The organism is Sphingobium fluminis (genome assembly GCF_037723805.1).
Taxonomy (GTDB): domain Bacteria; phylum Pseudomonadota; class Alphaproteobacteria; order Sphingomonadales; family Sphingomonadaceae; genus Sphingobium.
Genome location: NZ_JBBJUK010000003.1, coordinates 15,457 through 39,664 on the forward strand (window position 1 = coordinate 15,457; position 24,208 = coordinate 39,664).

General features: G+C 60.0%; 19 protein-coding genes. 15 read left to right on the top strand and 4 right to left on the bottom strand.

Annotated features, from left to right (window positions below):
- The first annotated feature begins 322 nt into the window (after window positions 1–322).
- The 3 genes from WG907_RS09345 (at window position 323) to WG907_RS09355 (ending at window position 2,577) form a co-directional block, all read left to right on the top strand.
- Entirely contained in the window at window positions 323–910 is a 588-nt protein-coding gene (locus WG907_RS09345; RefSeq protein ID WP_340232511.1) for a KwaA family protein, read from the top strand.
- A gap of 12 nt (window positions 911–922) precedes the next feature.
- Window positions 923–1,840, top strand: a complete 918-nt coding sequence (locus WG907_RS09350) for a Kiwa anti-phage protein KwaB-like domain-containing protein (protein WP_340232512.1) — start codon at window positions 923–925, stop codon at window positions 1,838–1,840.
- A gap of 473 nt (window positions 1,841–2,313) precedes the next feature.
- Window positions 2,314–2,577 (top strand): DUF3892 domain-containing protein, encoded by a 264-nt coding sequence (locus tag WG907_RS09355; RefSeq protein ID WP_340232513.1) that lies wholly within the window; start codon window positions 2,314–2,316, stop codon window positions 2,575–2,577.
- A gap of 36 nt (window positions 2,578–2,613) precedes the next feature.
- On the opposite strand, the gene WG907_RS09360 is transcribed toward WG907_RS09355, so the two are convergent.
- A complete protein-coding gene (locus WG907_RS09360) occupies window positions 2,614–3,555 on the bottom strand; it encodes a helix-turn-helix transcriptional regulator (protein WP_340232514.1) in 942 nt (313 codons plus the stop codon).
- A gap of 156 nt (window positions 3,556–3,711) precedes the next feature.
- Between WG907_RS09360 and WG907_RS09365 the strand changes: the two genes are divergently transcribed.
- The 8 genes from WG907_RS09365 to WG907_RS09400 all read left to right on the top strand — a co-directional run bounded on the left by WG907_RS09365 (window position 3,712) and on the right by WG907_RS09400 (window position 15,292).
- Complete coding sequence (locus WG907_RS09365) at window positions 3,712–7,104, top strand: TM0106 family RecB-like putative nuclease (RefSeq protein WP_340232515.1); 3,393 nt, start codon at window positions 3,712–3,714, stop codon at window positions 7,102–7,104.
- Window positions 7,105–7,594: 490 nt separating this feature from the next.
- Window positions 7,595–9,799: a DNA cytosine methyltransferase gene (locus tag WG907_RS09370; protein WP_340232516.1), complete on the top strand. Its 2,205-nt coding sequence runs from the start codon at window positions 7,595–7,597 to the stop codon at window positions 9,797–9,799.
- A complete protein-coding gene (locus WG907_RS09375) occupies window positions 9,796–10,950 on the top strand; it encodes a hypothetical protein (protein WP_340232517.1) in 1,155 nt (384 codons plus the stop codon). The genes WG907_RS09370 and WG907_RS09375 overlap by 4 nt, the downstream gene beginning before the upstream one ends.
- 1,046 nt (window positions 10,951–11,996) lie before the next feature.
- Entirely contained in the window at window positions 11,997–12,362 is a 366-nt protein-coding gene (locus WG907_RS09380) for a single-stranded DNA-binding protein (RefSeq protein WP_340232518.1), read from the top strand.
- 124 nt (window positions 12,363–12,486) lie between these two features.
- Window positions 12,487–12,978, top strand: a complete 492-nt coding sequence (locus tag WG907_RS09385; RefSeq protein ID WP_340232519.1) for a thermonuclease family protein — start codon at window positions 12,487–12,489, stop codon at window positions 12,976–12,978.
- Between the two features lie 432 nt (window positions 12,979–13,410).
- Window positions 13,411–13,911 carry an RNA polymerase sigma factor gene (locus WG907_RS09390; protein WP_340232520.1) on the top strand — a complete coding sequence of 167 codons (501 nt, stop codon included), beginning with the start codon at window positions 13,411–13,413 and terminating at the stop codon, window positions 13,909–13,911.
- A 63-nt stretch (window positions 13,912–13,974) separates the two neighbouring features.
- Complete coding sequence (locus WG907_RS09395; RefSeq protein WP_340232521.1) at window positions 13,975–14,895, top strand: HEPN domain-containing protein; 921 nt, start codon at window positions 13,975–13,977, stop codon at window positions 14,893–14,895.
- A 64-nt stretch (window positions 14,896–14,959) separates the two neighbouring features.
- Complete coding sequence (locus tag WG907_RS09400) at window positions 14,960–15,292, top strand: hypothetical protein (RefSeq protein WP_340232522.1); 333 nt, start codon at window positions 14,960–14,962, stop codon at window positions 15,290–15,292.
- A 36-nt stretch (window positions 15,293–15,328) separates the two neighbouring features.
- On the opposite strand, the gene WG907_RS09405 is transcribed toward WG907_RS09400, so the two are convergent.
- The 3 genes from WG907_RS09405 to WG907_RS09415 form a co-directional block, all read right to left on the bottom strand.
- A complete protein-coding gene (locus tag WG907_RS09405) occupies window positions 15,329–16,540 on the bottom strand; it encodes a site-specific integrase (RefSeq protein ID WP_340232523.1) in 1,212 nt (403 codons plus the stop codon).
- Window positions 16,533–17,771 carry a tyrosine-type recombinase/integrase gene (locus tag WG907_RS09410; RefSeq protein WP_340232524.1) on the bottom strand — a complete coding sequence of 413 codons (1,239 nt, stop codon included), beginning with the start codon at window positions 17,769–17,771 and terminating at the stop codon, window positions 16,533–16,535. Before WG907_RS09410 ends, WG907_RS09405 begins: the two co-directional genes overlap by 8 nt.
- A 166-nt stretch (window positions 17,772–17,937) precedes the next feature.
- Window positions 17,938–18,216: a hypothetical protein gene (locus WG907_RS09415; RefSeq protein WP_340232525.1), complete on the bottom strand. Its 279-nt coding sequence runs from the start codon at window positions 18,214–18,216 to the stop codon at window positions 17,938–17,940.
- Window positions 18,217–18,301: 85 nt separating this feature from the next.
- Here WG907_RS09415 and WG907_RS09420 point away from each other — a divergent pair, with 85 nt between their 5' ends.
- The 4 genes from WG907_RS09420 to WG907_RS09435 are packed head-to-tail and all read left to right on the top strand — an operon-like array spanning window position 18,302 to window position 24,078.
- Window positions 18,302–18,604: a hypothetical protein gene (locus WG907_RS09420; RefSeq protein WP_340232526.1), complete on the top strand. Its 303-nt coding sequence runs from the start codon at window positions 18,302–18,304 to the stop codon at window positions 18,602–18,604.
- A complete protein-coding gene (locus WG907_RS09425; protein ID WP_340232527.1) occupies window positions 18,601–20,589 on the top strand; it encodes a type IV secretion system DNA-binding domain-containing protein in 1,989 nt (662 codons plus the stop codon). Before WG907_RS09420 ends, WG907_RS09425 begins: the two co-directional genes overlap by 4 nt.
- Window positions 20,586–23,522: a MobF family relaxase gene (gene mobF / locus WG907_RS09430; RefSeq protein WP_340232528.1), complete on the top strand. Its 2,937-nt coding sequence runs from the start codon at window positions 20,586–20,588 to the stop codon at window positions 23,520–23,522. The genes WG907_RS09425 and mobF overlap by 4 nt, the downstream gene beginning before the upstream one ends.
- A complete protein-coding gene (locus WG907_RS09435; RefSeq protein WP_340232529.1) occupies window positions 23,506–24,078 on the top strand; it encodes a lytic transglycosylase domain-containing protein in 573 nt (190 codons plus the stop codon). Before mobF ends, WG907_RS09435 begins: the two co-directional genes overlap by 17 nt.
- Window positions 24,079–24,208 lie beyond the last annotated feature (130 nt).

Below are 24,208 nucleotides of genomic sequence, written 5' to 3' on the forward strand. Positions count from 1 at the left end.
GCTGTGAAATGCGCTCGGTATGACGCACGATCGGCTCGATCTGAGCGGTCTTACGCCTATCAACCGGTGATCGCGCAGGGCGCGAACGCGGGTACTTGAGGATCGCATCATCGGTCGGCGGTTTGAGCGCCCCCCGAGTAAGCTGCACAGGTGCGATTGATCGCCAACGGCCCATATTATGGTCCTTGGATATCAATTGTCAGTCTAAGGGGTGGGAAACGGATCGGGAACACCGCTAGACCCAAGCGCACCTGCATGTTAGTGCCTCGTGCTCCGTGGTGGACGAAAATCGTGGACGGTCCAGGTTGGAATGGGAGCGGGCATGCAACTCTGGAAGACTTCTGCCGCCGTCGTCTTCCTCGGTTCCTACCTCCCGCTGAGCGTGATCTTGATGGGTCAGGATCTCGATTTTCCGGCTCTGGGGAGAGGCGCTTGCCCGCTCCGCGATCTCGTCCATTTTGACTGCGCGAGCCCTCTGAGGCATCCTTTCGCGTCGGTGACGGCGATCGTCGTCTGTGCTCTTTGCTTTCTCGCTAGCCTATTGGCGCTGCGAATTCTTCCGACGAAGCACAAGATTTCAATCGTAGAATCAAAGCACATTCCGGCTGATCTCATCAATTATGTGATTCCATACGTACTGTCTTTTATCAGTCTCGACTTCGGCGATCCGGCCAAACTTTTGGGCTTTGCAATCTTCTTGGTCTGGCTATTTTGGATAACCTACAAATCTGGCCAAATAGCGTTGAACCCGATCCTTGCGGTCCTCGGATGGAAGCTTTTTGAGGTCAAATATAGTCATCTCGGGAGCACTGACGTCCTGACCGGTCGTATACTTTCGTCGACCGAAATCGGGCCATCGGAAACCTATAGGCAGGGCAGCCTTCAAGACGTGATGGTTGTGAAGGCATAGATTGGGAAACCCATGGCAGAATTAGCGGACCTAAAGGCTTTTGACATAGGCGAGGCAACCGTCTCCGTGTGGGTATTCAAGACATCGACGAACGACGGCATTCCCAAATTTACCGGGCATTGGATCGGCACGACCGATGCTCTGGACGACGCCGTGAAGGAGGCTGTCGTAGGGAGCCTAGACGGCATCTCCGAGACGATCGAGTACGACATCCTCGTCCAGAATAATGAAGGCAGCGCCCTTACGATTATGACGGATGAGACGTACGCCCATCTAATCGCCGCACAAGTTGTAAATGAAACGCTTGCGAAGAAAGTGACGAAGCTCAAGGAGCTTAGGAATTCCAAGTTTTATGCAATTAAATTTGTAGGCGAGGAAGGTACGATGCTGGCCGTCCGGCGCGCAGACCAATCTTGGAGTTCGCGCAAATCCGGCGGCATCATCAAAGTGGTTTATTCGGACGACGAGCTGGATCTAGACGAAAACCCGACGTTCAATATCGAACCATATTTCGACTTCTTCATATTTGATGATCGAATTTTCATCTCCAGCAAAAAGAGCTTTGAGACTGTGCTGGCCTACAAAGCCGGGCATGTCGAGGCGTTCGTAGAGCTTCAGAACGAGAACGAATTTGCCGCGGTATTCGCTGACATGGGGCCGATCGCGGAGTTCGTGGGGGCGAACAAGATGCACCTTCGGCGGGCTCTCGCGATCCGAGAGAAGGGACACTATAAAGACGCCGCGTTCATGGGCAACCTTCGGCAGCATGCGGTGGCGATGAACCTGCACATAGATTTCGATGAAACCGGGCGGATCGTCCCGACAGCGGAGAGCTGCCGCCACATCTTTCAGGCCCTACTCGACCATCGCTTGGATTCGCGGTTGTCCGCTCAGATGTATGACGTGCAGAACACTGAACCTGTCTCCTGAGAGACTTGGCGCCATTCACTTGCCCAAGTTCGATGCGGTGAGTGCGGTTAGATACTGGCGCACCACGGCTTTCAACCGTGAACGTAAGCGTGAGCGCTCGTTAGGCTGAACCACGCTGTTCGACAGACTGAAAGCTGACGGCGAGTGACTGTTTTGCCTTTCTTCTCCCTACAATCGCCATGCGACATGATCTGTCGCCCGAGCCCTCCACATTGTCCGCAGCGATAAACACGAGTCGCGGCAACGATGGAGAACGCAATGAGCAAGGGTCGAGGCGGCGGCTTCCGCAGCGCGATCAATGGGCGGTACGTCACCGCCACCCACGGCAAGGCCAATCCAAACACGACCTTGCGCGAGAGCGCTGGGCGGAGCGGCGGATCAGGCAGCCACTTCAGAAGTGCCATCTCGGGGCGGTACGTTACCACCGCGAACGGGAAGGCTAGCCCCAACACTACCGTCAAGGAGAACTAAAAATGGCCAAGCGCTACGTCCGCGCCAGCGGCAAGAACTCGCAGGGCGACATCACCCGCCTTTGTAATTCGGGTGAAAGTTGGTCGCCCCGCAGCAAGGTTGATGCGATCAGCGACATCGAAACCAACACCCATGAATATTGGGTCAATTGGACGCATTACCCGGAAACGAAAATTCGGGTCGTGAACGGTCCGACGGGGAAATATCTCCGCACCGACCGCGATACCACGACGCGGAACAACCTGGATGATTTGCCGGATTGCTGATGTCTGGGCCGGAGCCTCGCTCCGGCCCCTTATCGATCAAGGCATCGAGGAGAAATCCGAGCGTCTATGATCTTTGACCATCGCCGCGAGTTGGGGCGGCGATAGCACCTCTACCGTGTCACCCCACATGTAGAGATGCCAACACATTTCCAGCAGGCCTGCCGCGCGGAATCGAACGATCAGAGAACCGTCCGTGTCTTGCTCGGTCGTTTGTGTAGGATGGAACAGGAACCCCTCCGCCCGAGCGACCGCTTTCGGCGCGAAGCGCCACACGACGTCGTGAACCCCGCTTTCCTGCTGATAGGAGCCGAAGCAGCGTTCGGCATGCTCATCCAGATCAAACCCTTCCTTCTTTACGAACGACTTGGGCAGGACGGTCGCATCCTCGATCGCGTCCACGCGGAAGTGCTGCAATCCGCCCCCGACCTTTCCAAGATCGATGGCGACGAGGTAGCGGCGTGCGCCGAGCAGAAGGCCATGCGGCGCTAGCGTGCGATTACGGGCTACAGAATCTTTCCAGCCACGGTATCGGACTTGCAGGAGGGATGGTCCCTTGAGCGCGGTTGAGATCGCCACGTCGACGTTCTCCCGCCCCACCTGCCTCGGACCCGGTCGCGCCGCGTGGCCGAGTGCCATGAGAAGGGCTTCTTCGTCAGCCTCGATGCGGCGGCTACGATCGCCGGGGATCAGCGCAAGGATTTTGGCGTGCAGGCAGCGAAGCGCTTCGACCTGATCTATGCCCGCACCCTTGCCGAGTATCTCCTCCGCCAAAGTGAGGGCGGCTAGTTCTTCGGCCGTTGGGGTCAGCAGTGGTGCGACCGCCTTATATGGCAGCTTCCACCTTGCCTTACCGGTTTCCTCGTCTTTGACCTTCTCAAGTTCCGGAAACCGCTCGCCAAGTGCAGTGATGACGCGCTGAGCGGTTCGATAATCCCGTTCGAGGATTTCCTCGATTTCGGCGAGACTGATGCCCCTCATGGAGGCGGCACGAGCCGCGATCGTCAGCAGATCAATCGCGTTGCGATAGGAAATGTGAGCCTCCCCCGGATATGACAGCTTTTGTCGTCTACCGCGATCATGATCATTTGGCATCATGAGTCGAGCGGATCATGATCCGCATTGGGAGTGACGGGAATGCTGAGGCACCAAGGAAGGACGATCTTTTCGGCGAGCGACCTCGTCAACTTCATGGGATGCGCTCACGCCACCTTGCAAGACATACGGAACTTGGTCAGTCCCGCCAGCTTTCCGCCCGACGACGAGAGCGCGGTCCTTCTCCAGCAGAAGGGGATCGAGCATGAGCAGGCTTATCTACAGCGACTCCGGGACGAGGGCCGATCGGTCGTCGAGATTTCTTCAGACGGCAAGCTGCAGGATCGAGCGGATGCTACCCGTCGCGCCATGCAGGGCGGACACGATGTAATTTACCAGGGCGCGTTCCTGGTGGGGCGGTGGCACGGGTATTCCGATTTCCTTTTGAAGCGAGACGGCGTGACCTCGTTGCTCGGCAACTTCGCCTACGACGTGGCAGATACGAAGCTCGCCCGGTCAGCCAAACCAAAGCATGTTCTCCAGCTTTGCGTGTACGCTGACATGTTGGCTGACGTGCAAGGAATTGCGCCGCCATCGATGCATGTGGTGCTCGGGAACGGCGAAATCGCGACACTTCGTACTACTTCCGTGCTCCATTATTTTGCGATAGCGCGACAACGTTACGAAGCGTTCGTGGAGGACGTGCCTGCGACGTCGGCCGGAGATCCTTGTGGTCATTGCACCTTTTGCCGTTGGTCGGAACGGTGCAAAGACGACTGGGAAGCCGCAGACCATCTTTCGATCGTTGCCGGCATGGGCCGCAGCCAGACCGTCGCGCTCCGCGAGGCCGGTATCGATGACATCACCGCCCTGGCGACGGTGCCCGTCGGCACAAAGATCGCGGGTATTCAACCGGCAACAGTCGCCAAACTCTCGGCGCAGGCGCGCCTGCAAGCTCATCAGCGGCGGACGGGCGAGAAGCGCGTCGAACTTCTACCGGCTACCCGAGGTCGTGGCTTTGCTCGCCTGCCTCGCCCGAACGACGGCGACATGTTCTTCGACATGGAGGGAGACCCTTTGTTCGACGGTGGCTTGGAATACCTGTTCGGCCTCGTCGCCATGGACGGGGAAGAAGATCGCTTTCACGACTTCTGGGCGCACGACAGGGCTGCCGAGAAAGTTGCATTCGAGCAGACGGTCGATTTCATGACCGCGCGTCTCGCGCGTCACCCAAGCGCGCACATCTACCATTACGCGTCCTACGAGCAGACAGCTCTGAAGAAGCTGGCGATGTATCACGGCACGCGCGAGCGCGAGGTCGACGATCTGCTGCGCGGGGATCGTCTGGTCGATCTCTATAAGGTGGTCGCTGAGGCGATCCGAACGTCGGAACCGCGATACTCCATCAAGAACATGGAAGCCTTCTATTTGCCAGGCGGCCGTCACGGAGAGGTCAAGACCGCCGGCGACAGCATCGTGATTTACGAGCGCTGGCGTCGCCTCGGCGGCGAACAGCTTTTGCGGGAGATCGCCGACTATAATGAGATCGACTGCCGCTCGACACGCATGTGCCGGGACTGGCTGCTGTCTTTGCGTCCGACGGAAACTGAGTGGTTCACCGGTAGGGCTTTGAAGCCCGCCGATCCGGTTAAGGTGGCGGCGCGTGAAGAGGCGGATGAGCGCACTCGCCGATTGGCCGAAACACTCATTGCTGGCGATGACGCCCCCTGGCGACATCTGCTCGTCAATCTGCTTGAGTTCCATCGTCGTGAGGCCAAGCCCACATGGTGGGCAATGTTTGCGAGGCAGGACATGGACGCCGACGCACTGTTAAACGATGCGGAGAGCATCGCCAACCTTCATCCTCACCCGACCCGCCTGCCATGGAAAGACAAGAGGTCCATGGTTCACGCCTTCACCTTTCCCGCGCAAGACTTCAAGATGCGGGTCGGCGACGAGCCGTTGCGGTCCGGAACGTTGGAACCCGCTGGCGAGATCGTCTCGCTCGATGAGGATGAGCGCTTCATCGAGCTGAAAGTCGGGCCAAGCCGCTCGCCGATCGAGGCCGGTTGCGCGCTGATTCCCGAAGGACCAATTGGTGACAGGGTGCTCCGCGCAGCCGTTCACCGCTATGCCGAGGACGTTGCGGGGGGCGGCAACAGGTACTCCGCGGTCACCGCGATTATGTGCCGTGATCGACCGCGCCTCCAAGGCAGAGAACTAGGCCGAGCTGTCGTCCCCGAAGGCACCGATGTGACCGAGGGCGCGTTAGATGCCCTCCGAGCGCTCGACGACAGCTATCTCCTCATACAGGGCCCGCCGGGAGCGGGTAAGACCTATACCTCCTCGCAGGCCATCGTCGCGCTCCTGGCGGACGGTAAACGCGTTGGCGTCGCCTCCAATTCGCACAAGGCGATCAACAATCTCCTCAAGGAGGTGGAGATGATGGCCAAGGCGCAGGGACTGTCGTGCCAAGGCGTGAAGAAATCAACGCGAGAAGACCAGATGGTCGGCACCGGTGGCTGGATCGTCGATGTCGTGGGTGGGAGTGGCAGCGGCGTCGCGCCGCACCACCAACTCGTTGCCGGCACGGCCTGGCTCTTCGCCCGTGAGGACCTCGACCAAACGCTCGACTATCTGTTTATCGACGAGGCGGGACAAGTCAGTCTCGCTAACGTCGTGGCGATGGGAACCTCCGCGCGGAACGTCGTCCTGGTGGGTGACCAGATGCAGCTATCGCAGCCGATCAAAGGCACGCATCCGGGCGATAGCGGGCGGTCCGCCCTCGATCATCTGCTTGAGGGACATTCCACGGTCCCGCCCGATCAAGGCATCTTCCTTCCGATTACTCGTCGGATGCACCCGGACCTGTGCCGTTTCATCTCGGAAGCGGTGTACGACCGGCGCCTTGAGGCTGAGCCGACAACCGCGCGCCAGCGCATCGAGGTTGACGTTGCTGAAGACCCCGATGCGCTCGCACCCGCTGGACTTCGTTTTGTCGAGGTGGACCATGCGGGATGCACCCAGCGTTCGCAGGAGGAAGCCGAGCGCCTCGCTATCACCTATCGCGCGCTGATCGGGTCTCATTGGAACGACCGGCACGGTGAACGTCACCAGATCGGAACGGAGGAGATTCTCGTTGTCTCGCCCTACAACATGCAGGTCGAGATGCTTAGACGCTTGCTTCCTGAGGGCGCGCGTGTCGGCACCGTGGACAAATTTCAAGGGCAGGAAGCGCCGGTCGTATTGGTTTCCATGGCGACGTCATCGGGCGAGGATTTGCCGCGCAACATTGAGTTTCTTTACAGCCGCAACCGCCTGAATGTCGCAATAAGCCGCGCCAGATGCCTCGCGGTGATTTACGCGAATCCGCGCCTGCTCGAAATTCCCTGCTCGACAATCGCACAGATGGAGCTTGTCGACGGCCTGTGCTGGGCAAAGCAGTTCGCCGATGTGCAACGCGCACAGGTTGGCAACCCATCACCGCTATCTTAGGTAGGTCCTACCAGACCCGGTCGTACAGGTTTTCGGAGCCGCCAGATGACAGCTGCAGATGTGCTGCCGCTGTGAACCTCTATTAGCGGCTGACTGTCACGCGTGGTGATCAAGTCAGCCTGGAGGTGTGCAGCATGGTGTCTCTGGGAGGAGGTTGGGGTCCGACCATTTTGAACCAGCCGGCCTAACCGGAATCACTTTTTGTTCCAATTTTCAATTGACAATTCCCATGTGTGTGTCGATGGTGAACACGACGTACATCCAGGGGAATTCGGATGACTGAAGCTGGATTGAGAATTCGCGTAGACGATACCTTGCGCCGTGATTTCATCGAAGCCTGCAAATCAAAAGACAGCACGGCTGCCCAAGTCTTGCGGGCGTACATGCGTGCGTATGTCGAGGAGCACGGAGCGAGGTTCCTTCAAAGGAGTCTTTTCGACGCTCGTTCCCCGGTTCCCGGCGATACCCCTCGGGCAACGGACGCTCGGTCGTGACCGTCCATCGGCTGAGGGAGTTTTCTGCCGTTTCCCTTTTTGCAGGTGGCGGCGGTTTGACACTAGGAATCGAGAAAGCTGGCTTTGAATCGGCGTTCGCTACCGACTTCGAACCGTCTTCCGCTAAGACATTTGCCCGGAACCTCCGCGACGTACCGTTTTTTTTGGGGGATATTCAGCGGTTGACGCGAGGTGAGCTCGAAGAAACCCTGCGAGGACGGCAGATCGATTTGGTGGTTGGGGGGCCTCCCTGCCAAGGCTTTTCAACGCTTGGTGACCAAAATCCCGCCGATCCTCGCAATGGACTCTTCTGGCATTTCGTCAACGTCGTCGGCTGGTTGCAGCCCTCGTCATTTCTGATGGAAAACGTAAGCTATCTGCGGACACAGTACGGTGGACGGTACGAACGCGAAATTGTCGCTGCGTTCGAAAAGCTAGGTTACCGCGTTGATGTGAGGACGCTGAATTCTGCAGACTTCGGTGTCGCGCAGGTACGGCGGCGGGTCTTCTTTTTTGGTACTCGCCTTCCAGGTCAATTTGAGTGGCCCGCGCCGACGCACGGTCCGGGATTACTGCCATACGTCGGCGTTGGCTCGTTGCTGGATGGTATCCCAGACGATGCCCCAAATCATATTCATCTCAATCACAGCGATAAGGTCATCGCCCGATATAAGCTGATCCCAGAGGGTGGGCGAATGCCCCCCCCTGCCGAACTGCCGCAGGAAATCCGCAGGAAAAATTTCGGCAACACGTACAAGCGACTGCATCGGGGGCGTCCCTCACTTACCCTCGTTCCTGGCAACAACGCTTTTGCGATCCATCCCACTGAGGACAGAAGTTTGTCGCCGCGTGAAGCTGCGAGAATCCAGGGCTTTCCGGATGACTATATTTTCGTGGGATCCCGCGCTGAACAGTGCAAGTTAGTCGGGAATGCGGTGCCGGTTCTCCTCGCTCAACGGATCGGAGAGCGCATTATCGATCACATTTCGAGCAGCGGGGCTGTTTCACGGACGAACCAAGTTTCAAGAAAAGTGACCCGAATGACCCCACCTGTAACTGTAAAGCCTACAGAGTCGCTGGCGAAATCAAGTGGCCTGAACGCCGTTAGCTTTTTCACCGGGATCGGCGGACTAATGCTCGGCTTTCAAAATGCTGGAGTCGCCGTCCGTGCATCTTATGATTTGAAAAATAGCGTCTCGCGAAATTTACAAGTCAATTTCCCGCATTTGACCCACAGAACGACTGATGTCGCGACGCTCACCGCCGACGAGGTTCGGCGAGACGTTGGTCCACACGAGATAGACATCGTGTTTGGCGGTCCGCCATGTCAGGGTTTTTCCATCTTCGGCAGACGACGGTTTGTAAACACACAGGATCATCGACCCGACCAAGATCCAAGGAATGAGGTGTCGCTCAAGTTTATCGACTTGGCGATACAACTGATGCCGCGCGCAATATTTATGGAGAATGTGAAAGGTTTTCTCTCTACCCAACGCGGCGATAGCTCTTACCTCGTCGAAGTGGAGGAGCGGCTTTCTGCAGCCGGCTACGAGTTTGAGCATCGTGTGGTAAATTGTGCAACCTACGGCGTTCCCCAGTCGCGCGAGCGGTTCATCCTTATAGCTTGGAAGGCGGGCATAAAGTTTATTTGGCCCGAAGCGAAGCACTTCGGAGAACCAAAGGCTTGGCAGCGAAAAACCGTAACTGTTGGCGATGTAATTACCGACCTAATGCACGAATCCACTTATGGCGAAGAATTTAGCCACGTCCCGATGAATCATAAGAGCCTAGTGGTCGAGCGCTACAAGCTCATACCGGAGGGAGGTAGGCTTCCAGAAGGGACAATGCCCGACTGGCTGCGTAAGGGTTACCGCTCGGACAATGTCAAGAACTACAGCCATGTTTACAAACGGCTATCCATGAGTGCTCCGGCTACCACGATGGTCCCTGGGCACAATGCTTTTCCAATTCATCCGGTGTTGCACCGTACCCTGACTGTGAGAGAAGCCGCTAGGATTCAGACATTTCCAGATTGGATGAAATTCGTTGGAACCAGACAACAGCAATGCACTCTCGTCGGAAATGCTGTTCCTCCATTGTTGGCTGAGATCTTTGCGGCGGCAATTGTGAAAGCCGTCAACGGGAACTTTGCGCATATTGGTTACAAACGGGACATCTATGATCTCGCTGCTGCCTCATGAATACCCATGATGTCCTGGCTTATGCGATTGCTCAAGAGGCTGTCAGGCGGGTGGCGGCTGCGGAAGGCTCTTGGGCTGAAATATTGTCGCCCACGAGTTACATAACTTCGTCGCGAACTTGGCCGGTGCCAGATTTCGTTTTGGTTGACCCGGTGAGTCGGGTCACGATTGGAGCGGAATTTAAACCTCCGCAGCAGTCGAAGCGGGAGTACCTGACCGGCTTGGGACAGGCCTTAGCCTACTCTCGCGACTTTCATTACGGTGTTTTGATTATGCCGACCATTGCGGATGATGGCTATCCCATCGGCCATCATATCGCGAGCGTCTTGGCTGAATCTGATCTCATAAACGCGCCAGTCGGGCTGTTTACATATGATCCTGCAGTCCTGTCGCCGGCAGCTCCAGGTTTTGATGAGACCAGATTTTTCAATCATAGGGCAAAGCCGCCATCTGCACCCGCTTCATTGGACAAAAGTTTCTTCGCGAAGTGGCGGGAGATGAGTCCTCAGGAAATGCTCATTCTGTTGGGTGCCAGCTATGATGAGATGAGGGCCCCAACGCTCGGCGGGGGTACCGTCAGGGATAAGGCGTTCGCTGCACTTTGGCTTAGAATCCAGGCTGGTACGGTTAATCACTGGGCAGGTGGGGTACGAAATTACAAGGATACGGCAGCGCAAAAAATTGCCGTATCTAAGAATTATCGGAATTTTCTGTTCCACATTGGATGGACTGAAAATGGAGGTGCGCTCACGCGCGAAGGCTTGGAGGCTTTCCATGTCGGAACGCTCTATGGGCCCGACTCGCAGCCTTTCTTGGACGCCATCGCAAGATCTCTTCTGTTGGATGGGAAGCACCTTATCCTGTTCAATGCGATTTCCGAGCTACAGGATGGGCTTACGGCCATCACTGATGAGGCAACGTGGCTGCAAAAGCTTGAAGACGATCTTGAGAACCGTGGCTTGCTTAAGCGAAACCCTGCGCGGCATAGCGCCGCAGTGGCAAACTCTTCCCGCCAATTTCTCAAGGCGGAGAAGCAAATCTGGCGCAATCTGCGATTAATTGTGCCGAGAGGCCCCCGAGCCTATCATCCTGGTCGCGGGCTCATATTTAACTGGTCGAGAATCACTAGTCTCTTGCAGGGGGCCTCCTGAACCGCCAACGATTAAACGCCAAGGTAGCGTCCCACCCTAGCGGGTGGCCGCGCTCTATTCTGCTGCGCTCCACCGAGCCGCTTTCAGCGTCTCGTCCCTTCGGGCGACGATCGCTGACGCGGGGCCGGCCGTTCGCCGGCAATGCGGGACGCGAGGACGAGTGTGCGCGCACTGGCGGACTTCTGCGAAGCCGCCAGAGGTCGCAGGAATTTTGTTTTCCGCGTGACACGCTCGATCCGGCCGGAGGGCGCGGCGACGGCTGACCCCCAGGCCCGCGCGCACGCCGCCGCGACGGCCAGCCGGATTCGAGGGTGCATCCTTGTTGGGCTCTGCTGGAGCCGGGCAGCGCTCGCGCTGCGAAGAGCTGCGGACATCGCGCGGGCGCGATGGCGTTGGCCTCCGGCTTATGAATAGCGCGGTGGGCCTCGCTGCCCTCTAGTCCCGTCGCGGCAAGCGGCAAACCGGGCAGAGCCCGGCTCCTCCTCTTCGTTCCGGTCCTCCGGATGCAATGTCGTCGAACAGCGATGGTCGGACGGCGCAGTGCGGGGCTCAATGGCCGCACCATTCTTTACAACTGTTCCATTCGACTGGTCCCGGCATCTTCTACAACAGCTGTTGGTCGATGCTTGCTGCAGAAGCGGAATCCCGAAAAATCCGCGTGGTCAGTGTCGGATCGGAGCTCGTACGCCGCAGCCGATGCTGTTGTCTGCTCAGTTACCTCATCCGCCGCCATTGGTCCGTTTATAGGCGCCAGTTTCGATGCTGAGCTAACCATCTTCATGCACTCCCGTGACGGCAGGTTCTAGCCGAGCAGGATTCACCCCTTTTCAAGACTGAGGATGCCCCTGACCGAACCCGGCCGGGATGCGCAACCCGCGCGCTGCAAGGGCCGTGTTGTCGTCCTTCGGCCGCCTGCCCGCACCACCCCTTTTGCGCGGAGTTTCCCTCGCTTGCGCTCGGTGCGATCCCGACCGTGCCCGGTCCTTTCGGGGCTCAGTCAAGGGAAGAGCCCTGGACGGATCGAACAGCATCAGGAAGGTCAGCTCATGAAGAATATGGTCACTCTCGTCGGCTTCGTCGGAAACGCCCCCGAAACCCGCAAGACGCGCGGGGACAGCGCGATCACCAGTCTCTCGCTCGCCACGAACCGCAGCTTCCGCGACGGGGCAGGGGAGCGCAAAAACGAGACCGAGTGGCACCGCATCACCTGCTTCAACGGTGTGGGCAAGACCGTCGCCGAGCATGTCACCAAAGGCGCGATGGTCATGGTGACGGGCAGGCTTCACTATTCCCGCTGGCAGGACAAGAACGGCGCCGAGCGTTTCGGCTGCGAGGTCATTGCCGAGCGGGTCGACTTCCTCGCCAAGGCGAAGACCCAGGCTGACAACCGACAGGGTCAGCTCTTCGGTTAGGGCCAAAGCCCGGCGGTTTGCGCCGCCGGGCTTATGAGGTAGCGAAGCTTTTACCGTCGCATGGTAAGTCGCGGTCATGAAGAGGGGCGGGCATCGCAATTGGGCAAATGCGCATCACCGTGCGATGATGCAGCAGAAGCGGAAAAGCCGTTGGCGCATCGAGGGCGACCCGATCGTCATGCTTCTCGCTTCGGTCTGTATCCTCTCGATCGCAGTGCTGGTCTACCTGTGGTCCCCATCTTGGTTTCAAAGCGACCGACCTTCATCGGCGGATGCTGGCTTCTCCTGCCCAGTGGCGGCAATCACCGATGGCGACACTTTACGTTGCGCCGACGGCACGCGTGTCCGCCTTCATGCGGTCGCTGCACGGGAAAGCGACGAAACCTGTTCAGTCGGGCACCCATGCCCGGACGCATCTGGCGCGGCTGCTACTGCTCAGCTTGCGGCACTGGCCGAGGGACAGACTTTGCAATGCTATCCTACTGGCACCAGCTATGATCGAGTCACCGCTATCTGTCGCAATCAAAGCGATGTGGAGGTCAACTGTGCGATGGTGCGAACCGGCACTGCTTTGATCTGGCCTCGGTTCAATCGCGAGCGGGCGATCTGCAACTGAGCCGATCGGCTGCCAATTTTTCTGCACATTTGGATTCGAACGACCCTAGGGCGGCATCAATGCATGAGGGCGCGGACCGTCTTAGCGTCTCGCCCTTGGGCGATCGCGCTTTATTCCACTGCGTTCCACCGAGCCGGCGCTTCGCTTGTCTCGTCCCATCCGGGTGACGATCGCTGACGCGGCAGCCTTTGGCTGCTGACGGCCATCGCGTGCCGCGATGACGTCGTTATTTGGCCGCCGAAGAGGCAGGGTGGGCGGCGTTCCCCTTTAGGCCCACCGCGTCGGGCCGCAACTTGGCGCTATGCGCCAAGTCCTTCACTTCGTTCCGGTCCTGCGGATGCAGCCCGACTTCATCGGTGGGTCTGCCAGTCCACGCCTTGCCGCCCACCCCGCCTCTCCGGCGGCCGGTGTTGTGAAGAAGGAGGACGTGCAGTGCGGAAGGACATTCCGTCGGTTCTGGCTCTGTTGCGGGAGGCGCGGGAGTTCATCGATGCCATTCCGCCTCTGGCGCTTCTCAATGCGCCGAGGCGTAGCGGCCGGATGCTGGTGGCGAAGATCGATAACCTTTTCGCCGCCAAGTCGTGGCAAAAGGCTTCGGTGGAGGCGGTCGACGAGGTCCGCGCGCGATGGGGGCAGGAGAGCGCAATCCGTGTCGATGACGGTGCGATCACGCAGGCGGATGCTGCTGGCCTTTGGGTAAGCGGGTGGCTCTTGGCCGGGCGGGCGGCCGATTCGATCGATGTCGAGGCGTTCAGGCGGGCGCTGGATAGTTTGCCGTTGATGGCCCGCGAGGTCTATCAACTGCATCGAATCGAAGGGCGCGCTCTGGGCGAGGTAGCGCAACGCCTTGGCATGTCTTCCGACGAAGTCGAAACGCTCCTGTTCGTAGCGTTGCGCGGCCTGCATGCCCGCATCTACGGGGGCGGGGCTTAACCGAAACCGCGCCGACTTATCCTTGAACCGGGCCGCCCTGCCGGTCATAGAAATGACAGACCGATGAAGACTGATCTTTCCCATCTGCCGCAGGCCAAGCAGCGCGAGTTAGCCCGCATCGTCCAGTTCCTTTTCGAGGAATTCGGCGATGCAACGGTAATGGCGGAGGGGAAGCGCAAGGCGGGGCGCATTCTCAAGGTGATCCTGTTCGGCTCTCATGCCCGGCGAGATTGGGTGGATGAGCCGCATACGGCGAAGGGCTATGTCTCCGACTATGATCTGCTGGTCATCGTCAACCAGCAGGACCTTACCGAGCCTGACCTGTGGCACAACGCTGAGGAGCGGCTGATCCGTGAGACCCAGGTAACGAAGGTGCTAAGGACGCCTACCAACTTTATCGTTCACAGCCTCAAGGACGTAAACGATGCGCTGGCGCAGGGGCGTTTCTTCTTCATGGACATCGCGCGTGACGGGATCGCACTCTACCAGTCAAGCGACACCGCACTCCATCAGCCCAAGCCCAAGGAGCCGACCGACGCCCTTGAGCTGGCGCTGGAGTATTTCGAAGAGTGGTTTCCCACCGCGAGTCATTTCCACGGCTCGGCCCTCCATTCCATGCAGCAGGGATGGTTGAAGAAGGCGGCTTTTGACCTTCATCAGGCGACCGAGCGGCTGTATCATTGCCTCCTCCTCACTCTCACCTTTTACACTCCACACCGCCACAACATCGCATTTCTGCGTTCTATCGCTGACAAGCTGGACATGAGGCTGGTGAACGTCTGGCCACGCGATGACCGGAAGGCGCGGAACCTCTTTACGAAGCTGCGTGATGCCTATGTGAAGGCGCGTTACTCCAAGCACTATACGATCACGGCCGACGAACTGGAATGGCTGGCCGCGCGCGTCGAGGAGCTGGGCAGCGTGGTCCATGAGGTATGTTCCCAGCGAATCGCCGAACTGAAACGAACGGCGGGCGTCCTTTAGCCGCTGTACCACCTCTCGACAGCCGCCAGCGCTTTGCGCAGTCTTCCTGCGAGAGGACAGCCGCATGCATTTGTTCCATCCACCCGAAGACCTTGAGCCGCCGCTTGCGCCGCCCCGGTTTTGGGTGCCGTTGGCGGTTCTGGTGCTTCTTCTCGGCATCTATGCGCTTACAGGTTTGTGGCTGGAGGCAAGGGTGGACTGGCCCGAAGTCGCCAACCTGCATTGTCATTATCGGGCTTGCGGATGGATCGCGCTCTCCAAGAGCGGCTCGCTATTTAGGCGGTCGGGATATGACCTGATGTATTTCGCCTGGATGTGGGCTGGTCCGGCCATCGGGCTTTCGTCGGGCGTTTTCGTCCTGGTGCGAAGATGGTGGCGGCGGCGGCAACCCTCCTAAGCTATCCGACACGCCGCCACTACTCGGCCTTGATCCCTACACAGCGATGTTGACGGCTTTCCCCGTCCGCCGCCCCGCCGCCTGCATCATTAGCAGACCGCCGATCTTTTCCGCTGCATCCAGTAATGTCCCATCAGCAAGGTGGGCGTAGCGGGCCGTGGTCTGTATGCGACGATGCCCGAGCAGCCGCGAAGTCGTCAGCAACGTCTCTCCCGACATGACCGCATGACTAGCGAAGCTATGACATAGGTCATGAATGCGGAGGGACGAGGGCAAGTCCGCTTGCCTCCGAACACTATGCCAGACGCTTCGCACATGACCGTATCCGCGTCGGGAAGGCAGAGGGAATACCGCGTGAGACTTGCGCGCGGGCAGAGGGGTTTTCGCGCGGAGGGACTGGTTTGCATTGGAGCGAAGCGCCTTGAGGAACTGGCGGACTGGGGTTCCGAGCGGAACGTCACGGGGGCCGGTCTTACTGTCCCGCAGCCGCAGCCGATCGTTCAGCACGTCGCCCCATTCCAGATCGATAGCCTCGCTGACCCGGCATCCGGTCAGCGTGAGGAACCGCAGGAGCGACGCAGCGATGCAGCCGTCCGCCATTCGTAGGGCAAGGACTTCACCTAGCCGCTCCAGTTGCATTTCAGTCAGGAAGGTGCCGACGATCTTGCGCCGATTATGCCGGACGCCGGATACAGGATTGATCCAGTCCGACGACAGATGACCCCAGCGCTTCGCGCAATCGATCATCTGGCCAAGGATGCCCAGCGCGCGATTTGCCCCGCCGGGGCTTACGAGGCTGTAGCTCTCGAACCATCGTACGACGTCGGGGCGGGTGATGGCGTCGAGCGCCTTTCCGGCGAACGCGGGGAGCAACTGAGTATGTACATAGCTTCGATAGGCGCGCAGTCCCGAGGGCTTGAAGGATCGGCCGTGCTTGGCTTCATGCTCCGCCTGAAAGACCTCGAATAGCGGGGCATCGGACAGGAGCTTTGGCGCGGACGCGTTCCCGGCCAGCAGCGCATTGGCTACCTGACGCGCGGCCTTCACGCCGGTTTTGGGGAACGTCCCGAGGGAATGCTTGGCCTGCCTCCCGTTCAACCTGGCACGCATGATCCAGCTTCGCGCCCCGCTTGGCTGGACACGCAGGCTAAGGCCCGGCTGACGACTGTCATGCAGGGCATATTCGGTCGCCTGTGGCTTTGCCCGTTTACAGATCGCATCCGTGAGTGAAAGGCGTGGATTAGCCATGACGCACCTCCTTCCCGGAGACGGGAGAAACGGTTTTGGCCTTCCGGCGAGGGGAAGGCTCCCCGGTTTTGCAGCCCGCAAGTGAGTGGTCGATGCGCGCAGAAACCCGGCTGGCCGACTTCACCAAGGTTTCCGTAGCGAGGTGAGCATATCCCAGGGTGCTGTCGATATCACGATGCCCCAGCAACTGTCCGACGACGCGCAGATCTATACCGTTGGAGACGGCCACAGAGGCAAAGTGATGCCGCAGATCATGCACGCGCAGGCCGGTGATCTTCGCCTCTTTCAGGATGGCTCGCCATTGCCGGTCTATTACCGTCATTGGGCCTTTTCGCTTGGGCGCTGGAAACACGAACGGGCCGCTTGCCGCTTCCGCACGCCGATCCAGAACGGCGCGGGCGAGGGCGTTGAGCCAGACCACATGCGGGCCCGTCTTGGAGTCGGCAAGGACCGCACGCGGGCCTGAAAGGCAGTCCCATCTCAGCCCCAATATCTCGCTTCGCCTTGCGCCAGTGAGGAACAGGAGCCGCACCGCATCGCAGGCGTCGGGCATCCGGTTTTGCAGCCGGTCGAGCGCCTGCCAAAGGCGCGAGACGGTTGCCGCCGGCAACTGTCTTCCGCGCGTGCTGACCTCCTTCTTACGGAGGCTACGGCAGGGATTGGACCCTGCGGGGCGCAAGCCGTGATCCTCCGCATAAAGCATCATGCCCGACAAGGTGGACAGGGCCATGCGCGCAGATGTGGTGCGTGCCGATACGTCGAGATGCCAGCGCGCTACCTCCTGTTGCGTGATATCCCGAACCTCGCGCGCGCCGAGCGAGGGGAGGATGGACGTGCGGACGATGGACGCCATCTGCCTTCCAGTGCTGGCTTTCCATCGACCTTGCGCCCCGAATGCAAGGTAACCGGTCATGACTTCATCGACACGCGCGTCGGGCAGGAACCGGGCGGGCTTGGCGTCAGGTTCGGACGAGGTTTCGGGAGGTTCGCTCACTGCCGATGCCATCAGGCGGGCAGATTTCAGGGGGATGGACGTGGCATCCCCGAGGGTGTGCCGGGTCGTTTTCCCGGCGCGTTTCTCGAAGTGGACCCATGTTCTGGACCCGCCCGACCGGAGGCGCAGACCGAGGTCGGGGACCCGCGCATCGCGCAGGATACCTTCTCCTATGATGGGGAGATCGAGTGTCGAAAGATCGAGGTCGGTGAAGTCTACAGTCTCGGCGCTGCGCATGGCGTCGCTCCATAAATCCCGGCCCCGAGGGTCCGGTGAGCGTGAGCCTTTGGGATAAATCCCCAGGGCTCACTGGGATTTATGGGCAGCACTGATTCGTACGGCTCGACCAGCCATCCGGCTGGTCTTTGCCGATCCTTTCAGGCCCGAAAGTTCCTGTTTCGGATCAGCGATTTAGCCCCCACCCGAGCATCGATTTGAGCGCATTCGCAAGCTCATGCGAATGCAGCGACGCACGCCTGAAAGGCGTAAATTGTAATGCACCGTACGCACGGGTGCTGCGGGCGCGAATCACCAGTGTTGCTGCCGCTTTTGCTGCGTTCCGCATTGATATTGCGGTGGCACTGTCTGGCACCGGTGGCACCTTTTGGCTGTCCAGGACGGTCGCCTTGCGAACAAGCCACTGATCTTTCTTGGCAACCTTTGGCTGCCAGCTCTTATACATCTATTCCCTTGAGATCAGGGTAGATTTCGGCTATCTACGGTCTTGCTTCATCACCGTGATCAGGCGTCGAACAGGAGTTCGGCGCTTGGCAAGAGTTACCATCAGATTCAAAGACGCGCTTTACGAGCGTCTCATCGTCGGCGCGCGTGCTGCCGACACGAACGTCGCGGATTATGTCCGCAACATTCTCGATCGCTACGAAGGTATGGACGCAGGCGGCTATCATGGCCGCTTCGACGAGCTGCATGCGACGAACATCCAGGTGTTCGCTATCCTCGCAGCCTATATCAGTGCACGCCATCCCGACCTCCTCGCTCGGGGTACGGCCGATGCTCGCGCTCTCCTCCTCGAACGGGGCCTTATCGATCCCGTGGAGGAGCGCTCATGAGCATCTTCCGCAACGACACGCTCGGGTCCTGGACCAGGGGCGGACAGGCGATCGTTCACAATGTCCGCATGACCACGCAGGTGTTTGTCCAAACCGTGGTAGCCGGCCTCGTCCTGTGGGTAGGCGGCACGCTCTGGTATGTTCTGGAGAAGGCGAACGACTATCAGCGTTACGTCGCGTTCAAGATCGTCGAGGCGACCCTCAAGAGTGACGTTCCAGGCGGCGCGCCCCTCCTGTTCCGGGGGGCCGAAGGCCCCGAATATTGGACCAACTCCGATAAGCTGTTGGAGTCGGGCGTTGCCGCCCAGGCGCTCCGGGAAATGGAGCACCACCTCCTAGTCGGCGCGGCCTTGGTGGGGAGTTTCTCCCTGATCATGCTGTTCTGGGCCTGGTTCTTCTTTACGAGGACGGGGAGGGGCCTTGGATCCAACCAGTTCCTGCGCGGCGCGCGCTTCGGGACGCCCAGGCAGTTGCGACGCTTGCTATGGGGGAGCCGCAAAGGCAGCTTCGCCATCGGAGGTGTGCCGGTTCCGGACGCCTTCGAGCCCGAACATATATTGATCTGTGGCGCCCCGGGGACGGGCAAGACCAACATCATAGTCAAGATGCTTGCCGGCATCCGCGAGCAGGGCCGCAGAGCCATCGTCTATGACGCGGCGGGGACCTTCGTCGAGAAATTCTACAGGCCCGGGCACGACATCCTGCTCAATCCGCTCGACGCGCGGGCTGACAACTGGTCGCCCTGGGTCGATGTGCCTCGCGACTATCATTACGATCAGATCGCCGAGTCGACCATTCCCGACAAGTCAGGCGATCCCTTCTGGGCAAAGGCTGCCCGGGGCACGCTGGTCGCCGTTCTCCGCAAGCTCGCCCGCGACGACCGCATGCTTGTCTCGGTTCTCCTCGATACGATTCTGCGTTCTCCGCTCAAGGAGTTGGCGACCTTTGCCGAGGGAACCGACGCTGCCGCCTTCATCTCGACGGAGGGCGATCGCACATCGGCCGGCATCCGCGCCGAGCTCGCCTCGGTCATGCGCAGCTTCTCCTATCTCGACGACACGCTCGATGGCTTCTCGATCCGTGATTGGGTCTCCAATGAGGAGGACGACAGCTGGCTGTTCATCACGGTGAAGGCCGATCAGCTGCCCTCGCTACGGCCGCTGATTACCGTCTGGCTCGACATCGCCATCAGCGCGATCATGAGCCTCACGCCCGATCGCGCGCGACGCCTTTATTGCGTTATTGACGAGCTTCCCACACTCCAGAAACTCCCCTCGCTCTCGGACTTTCTCGCCCGTGCGCGGAAATATGGCGGCTGCGGTATATTAGGGTTCCAGAGTTACCCGCAGCTCGAGGCGACCTACGGCATCCAGGATGCAGCGGCGATCACCGGCTATTGCTCAACCTGGGTGGCGTTGCGCGCGAACGACACGCCGACCGCTAAGCATGTCTCCGAGAATTTGGGACAGGTCGAGCAGGTCGAAGCCAATGAAGGCATGTCCTATGGCGTGAACGATATGCGTGACGGCGTGAACCTCTCGCGCATGCAGGTCACGCGGCCGCTCGTCATGCACACGGAGGTGACCAATCTTCCTAATTTGACCGGATTTCTTCGCTTTGGCCGCAATCTTCCAGTTGCGCGCTTCGCCGACAGTTACAACCGGTCCCCGACATGTTTTCCGGCTTTTGAGGACCGGACGGCGCCTGCAGTACGACTGTCCGCCACCGTCCCGTCGCCTGTTCCGGACGCGTCCAAGACCATGGCGAAGAAAGCGCGCCCATCGCGTAAGGAAACCCCATCGCCTGAACTCCCGCTTGAGGGGAGCGGCCCGCCGCGATACGAGGCCGCTCCTTCTGCCGGCAGTGTGGCGCAGCCACCCCGATCGCCCACGCCGGGACCGGAACTTTTGGGTCGCTCATCCGGCTTTGGCCTGTCTCAGCACGGCCGCAGGGGCGGTGCGCGTAGCGCGTCGAGGCCGGCATGATGCATCCTCGACGACTGACCGGCACAGCCGGCAACATCGCGCGCTACTACACGATCGGCGACTACTACACCAAGGGCGGGACGGAGGGCTCGCAATGGGGTGGCGAGCTTGCAGACGAACTCGGGCTTTCCGGCGAAGTCGATCCGAAAACCTTCGAAACTCTGCTCCGTGGCGAGGTCGCGGGCCAGCAACTCGGGCGGCACCGCAAGGAGGGGATCGAGCACCACCCAGGCTGGGACTTCGCACTCAGCGCGCCTAAATCGGTCTCGGTCATCGCACTGGCGGTCGGCGACACGCGGATCGCCACGGCGCACGAACGCGCGGTCAGCGTCGCGCTGTCATGGCTCGAGGAGCAGGCGCAACTGCGGCGCCGGGAGGAGGGTACCGTTCGGCACGAGACGACCGGGCGGCTTCTCTGGGCGCGCTTTACCGAACATGCGAGCCGTGAACTCGATCCGCATCTTCACACCCATGTGGTGGTTCTCAACATGACCAATCGCGAACGCGACGCCCCCATGTCGAGCCTGGAGACCCGGGCAATGTACAGCGAGCAGATGAGTTCCGGGCAGATTTACCGAAACGAACTCGCGCACGGCCTGCGGACGCTTGGCTATGAAATCGCTGCCGACCCGCGCCGGGGCCTTTTCGAAATCCGCGGGGTGCCCAAAGAGCTGGTCGCGGAAATGTCGCAGCGGGCGGAACAGATCGATGCCCATGCCCGCGAACATGGTCTGGAAGGACAGGCCGCGCGCCGACAATCTTTCTACGCGACGCGGGGCCCCAAGGAGAAGATCGGCCTGGAGGCGCTGCATCTCCAGTGGCGGGCTCGGCTTGGGGAATATGCCCCAGCGCTCGACAGCCTGCGCCAGGCTGCGGAGCGGCGCGAAGGACGTACGATCATGGTCGCGCCCGCCGACTCGGCGCGCGCAGCCTTATTTGGGATCCGGCAAACCGAGGGGCGCGAGGCGGTCAATCCATTTGGCCGATTTCTTGCGAACGGGCTTGCCGCGCATGTAGGCGAGGTCCGTTTCCGGGATGTGCGTCCGCTCATCGATGAACATGAGGCGCGCCGTAAGTTGCTCGCGACCCGGGAGCAGACGGGCGACCAAATCCTCAACCGCGGACGTACGACACGCCGCTCGGCTCGGTTCGAGCAAGCGCTCGCGCTGCACCTCGCCCTTTCGATAGAAGATGGCCGGCCGATCGCTTCTGCCGATCGCCTGCTTGCTTCGCTCGATAGGGCTGGATTGTCTCCGATGCAGGAGCGAGCGCTTGTGGACATGGCCCTGAGCCGCGATCGGGTAACGGCTCTCCATGGGGTGGCCGGCTCGGGCAAATCGACACTGATCGCCACACTGCGCGCAGCTGCTGAGCCCGGCTCCACGCTACATGCTTTAGCGCCAACCTCTTCTGCCGCTGCCAACCTTGGCGACACGGCGGGGATCGGATCACGAACCGTGGCGAGCCTGCTTGCTGAGGGCGGTTATGGCCTTTCCGGGCAGGATGTCCTGATCCTGGACGAAGCGGGCCAGCTGGGGAACCGCCAGGCACTGCGCGTCCTTGAAATCAGTCGCGCAACTGGGGCGCGGTTGGTCCTGCTGGGCGACAACAAGCAGACGGGCGCAATCGAGCAGGGCAAAGCGTTCTGGCTCATGCAGCAGCTCGGAATGCCAACCTCGCAGCTTACCGAATCGCGTCGACAAGAGACGGCGCGCATGAAGGATGCGGTCGCCCGAGCGCGTGCCGGCGATTATGCGGGGTCGCTCGAGCAATTAGACAAGGTCGTGGCCGGGGCCGACGCGGAGGCGCTGGCGAAAGGACTCGTTGGTGAATGGACAAGGCTCCGGCCCGAAACCCGGGCAACAACCAATATACTTGTTCTGGACAATGCCACCAGGCTGGTCGTCAATACGCAGGTCCGCGAGACATTGCAGCGCGAAGGGGTGGTCGCCGCGCAGGACAGCAGACTTTCTATTTTGGCGCCGGCGGGCTTTTCCGAACAGGAAAAGCATCTCGCTCGCTTCTATTCATCCGGTCAGATCGTCACCTTTGGTCGCGCTCACGCCGAAGCGGGCTTGGCCCGTGACGCAGAATATCGTGTGCTCGGTAACGCGCGCGACGAACGTGGCCGACCGATAGTACGCCTGGTTGATGAACATGGCCGCGTCATTCGTTGGGATCCACGCCTTACCAAGGCGGGACGGGTCAATGTGTTCGTTCCGGAAATCCGTGACCTCGCCCAAGGCGATCGCATTCAGTGGAGGCTTGTCGCCCACGAACTTGGCATCAAAAATGCCCAACGTGGTACCGTCGAGCGCCTCGACGGCGCCATCGCCACAATTCGCTGGGACAAAGCGGATCACACCCAGGAGATCGACCTCGCCAAGCATAAAAGCTGGGATCATGGCTATGCGGAAACCATTTATTCCGCCCAGTCCCGCACTTATGCCCGCGTGTATGTGCTGGCACCGATCGGATCGCCGCTCGTCACAGCTCAGAACTATTATACGGCGATCACGCGCGCTCGGCTGGGCGTCAAGCTCTGGACGCAAGACAAGGATCGCCTCGTTGATAAGCTGGAGCGCGCCTCCGGGGAAAAGACCTCTGCAATCGAGGGATTGGGACGGCTCGAGCGTGACCGAGCGGATCGGATGGCGGCGCACAATCCATCGCAATTTGCGATCCTGCGTGAGGACCAAGAGCTCGAACTTAGGAACCAGGCCGACCGCTGGCTCGGCGCCCGGCTCGTCCGGCGGAGCAGCAGGAAGGGAGGGCTGGCTGCCCGGCTTGCCTCCAACGCCCAGAATATGGCGGAAGCATTCGACCGGCATCTGACGGCTCTTGGGCTTCGAGCCGGTGCTCAGGAACAGGGTAGTGATCGTACAACGACAAACGACGTGCGCGGGGGAGGTCGTGATGGACTGGATCGCTAAAGCGAGTCTGTCCGCGGTCCTCGCGATGCTCATGGCCAATCCAAACTTTCCGGCTCAGGCCAGCGCTCCCTCCGAAAGTCAAGAACGCCAGATTGCTGTCTGCATCAAGGCGGCATCTCATGGCGTGGTCTGGCTTGAACAAACCCTTTGGGGTCTTCGCGACCAGGAGGCGGGATGGATCGGCGCTGAGGTTCTCAACACGAACGGAAGCCATGACCTGGGGCCTTTCCAGATCAACAGCTGGTGGGTTCCCAAGATCGCCAAAGCTCTCGGTCGCGGTCAAAGGGAGGTCAGGCATTGGCTGAAATTCGATCCTTGCTTCAACGCGCATGCGGCGCGGTGGATATTCACGTCTCAGCTAGGCGAGGCGCGGGGATATTGGGATGCAGTAGGAGCCTATCACAGCCCAACGCCGTGGCGTCAGCGTCGCTATTCCCGATCCGTGGCAGACCATCTTGGCAGGCGCTTCGGAACGACCGTGTTCCGCTCCGTCCAGCGTGGACAATCCGAAAATTTCAACTCTCCCCTAGGGTCAGGGAAGGGGAGGGAGATGTGAAGAGACGGAAGGAGGTGGCTAGCAGGAAGGATTGGAAAACAAGCCTCTTCGATGACGCGGTTATCGACCTTGATCGAAGGATCTCGCGCGCGATCGCTCAGCGAAGGGGCATCCGCCTTTCCGCAGAAGA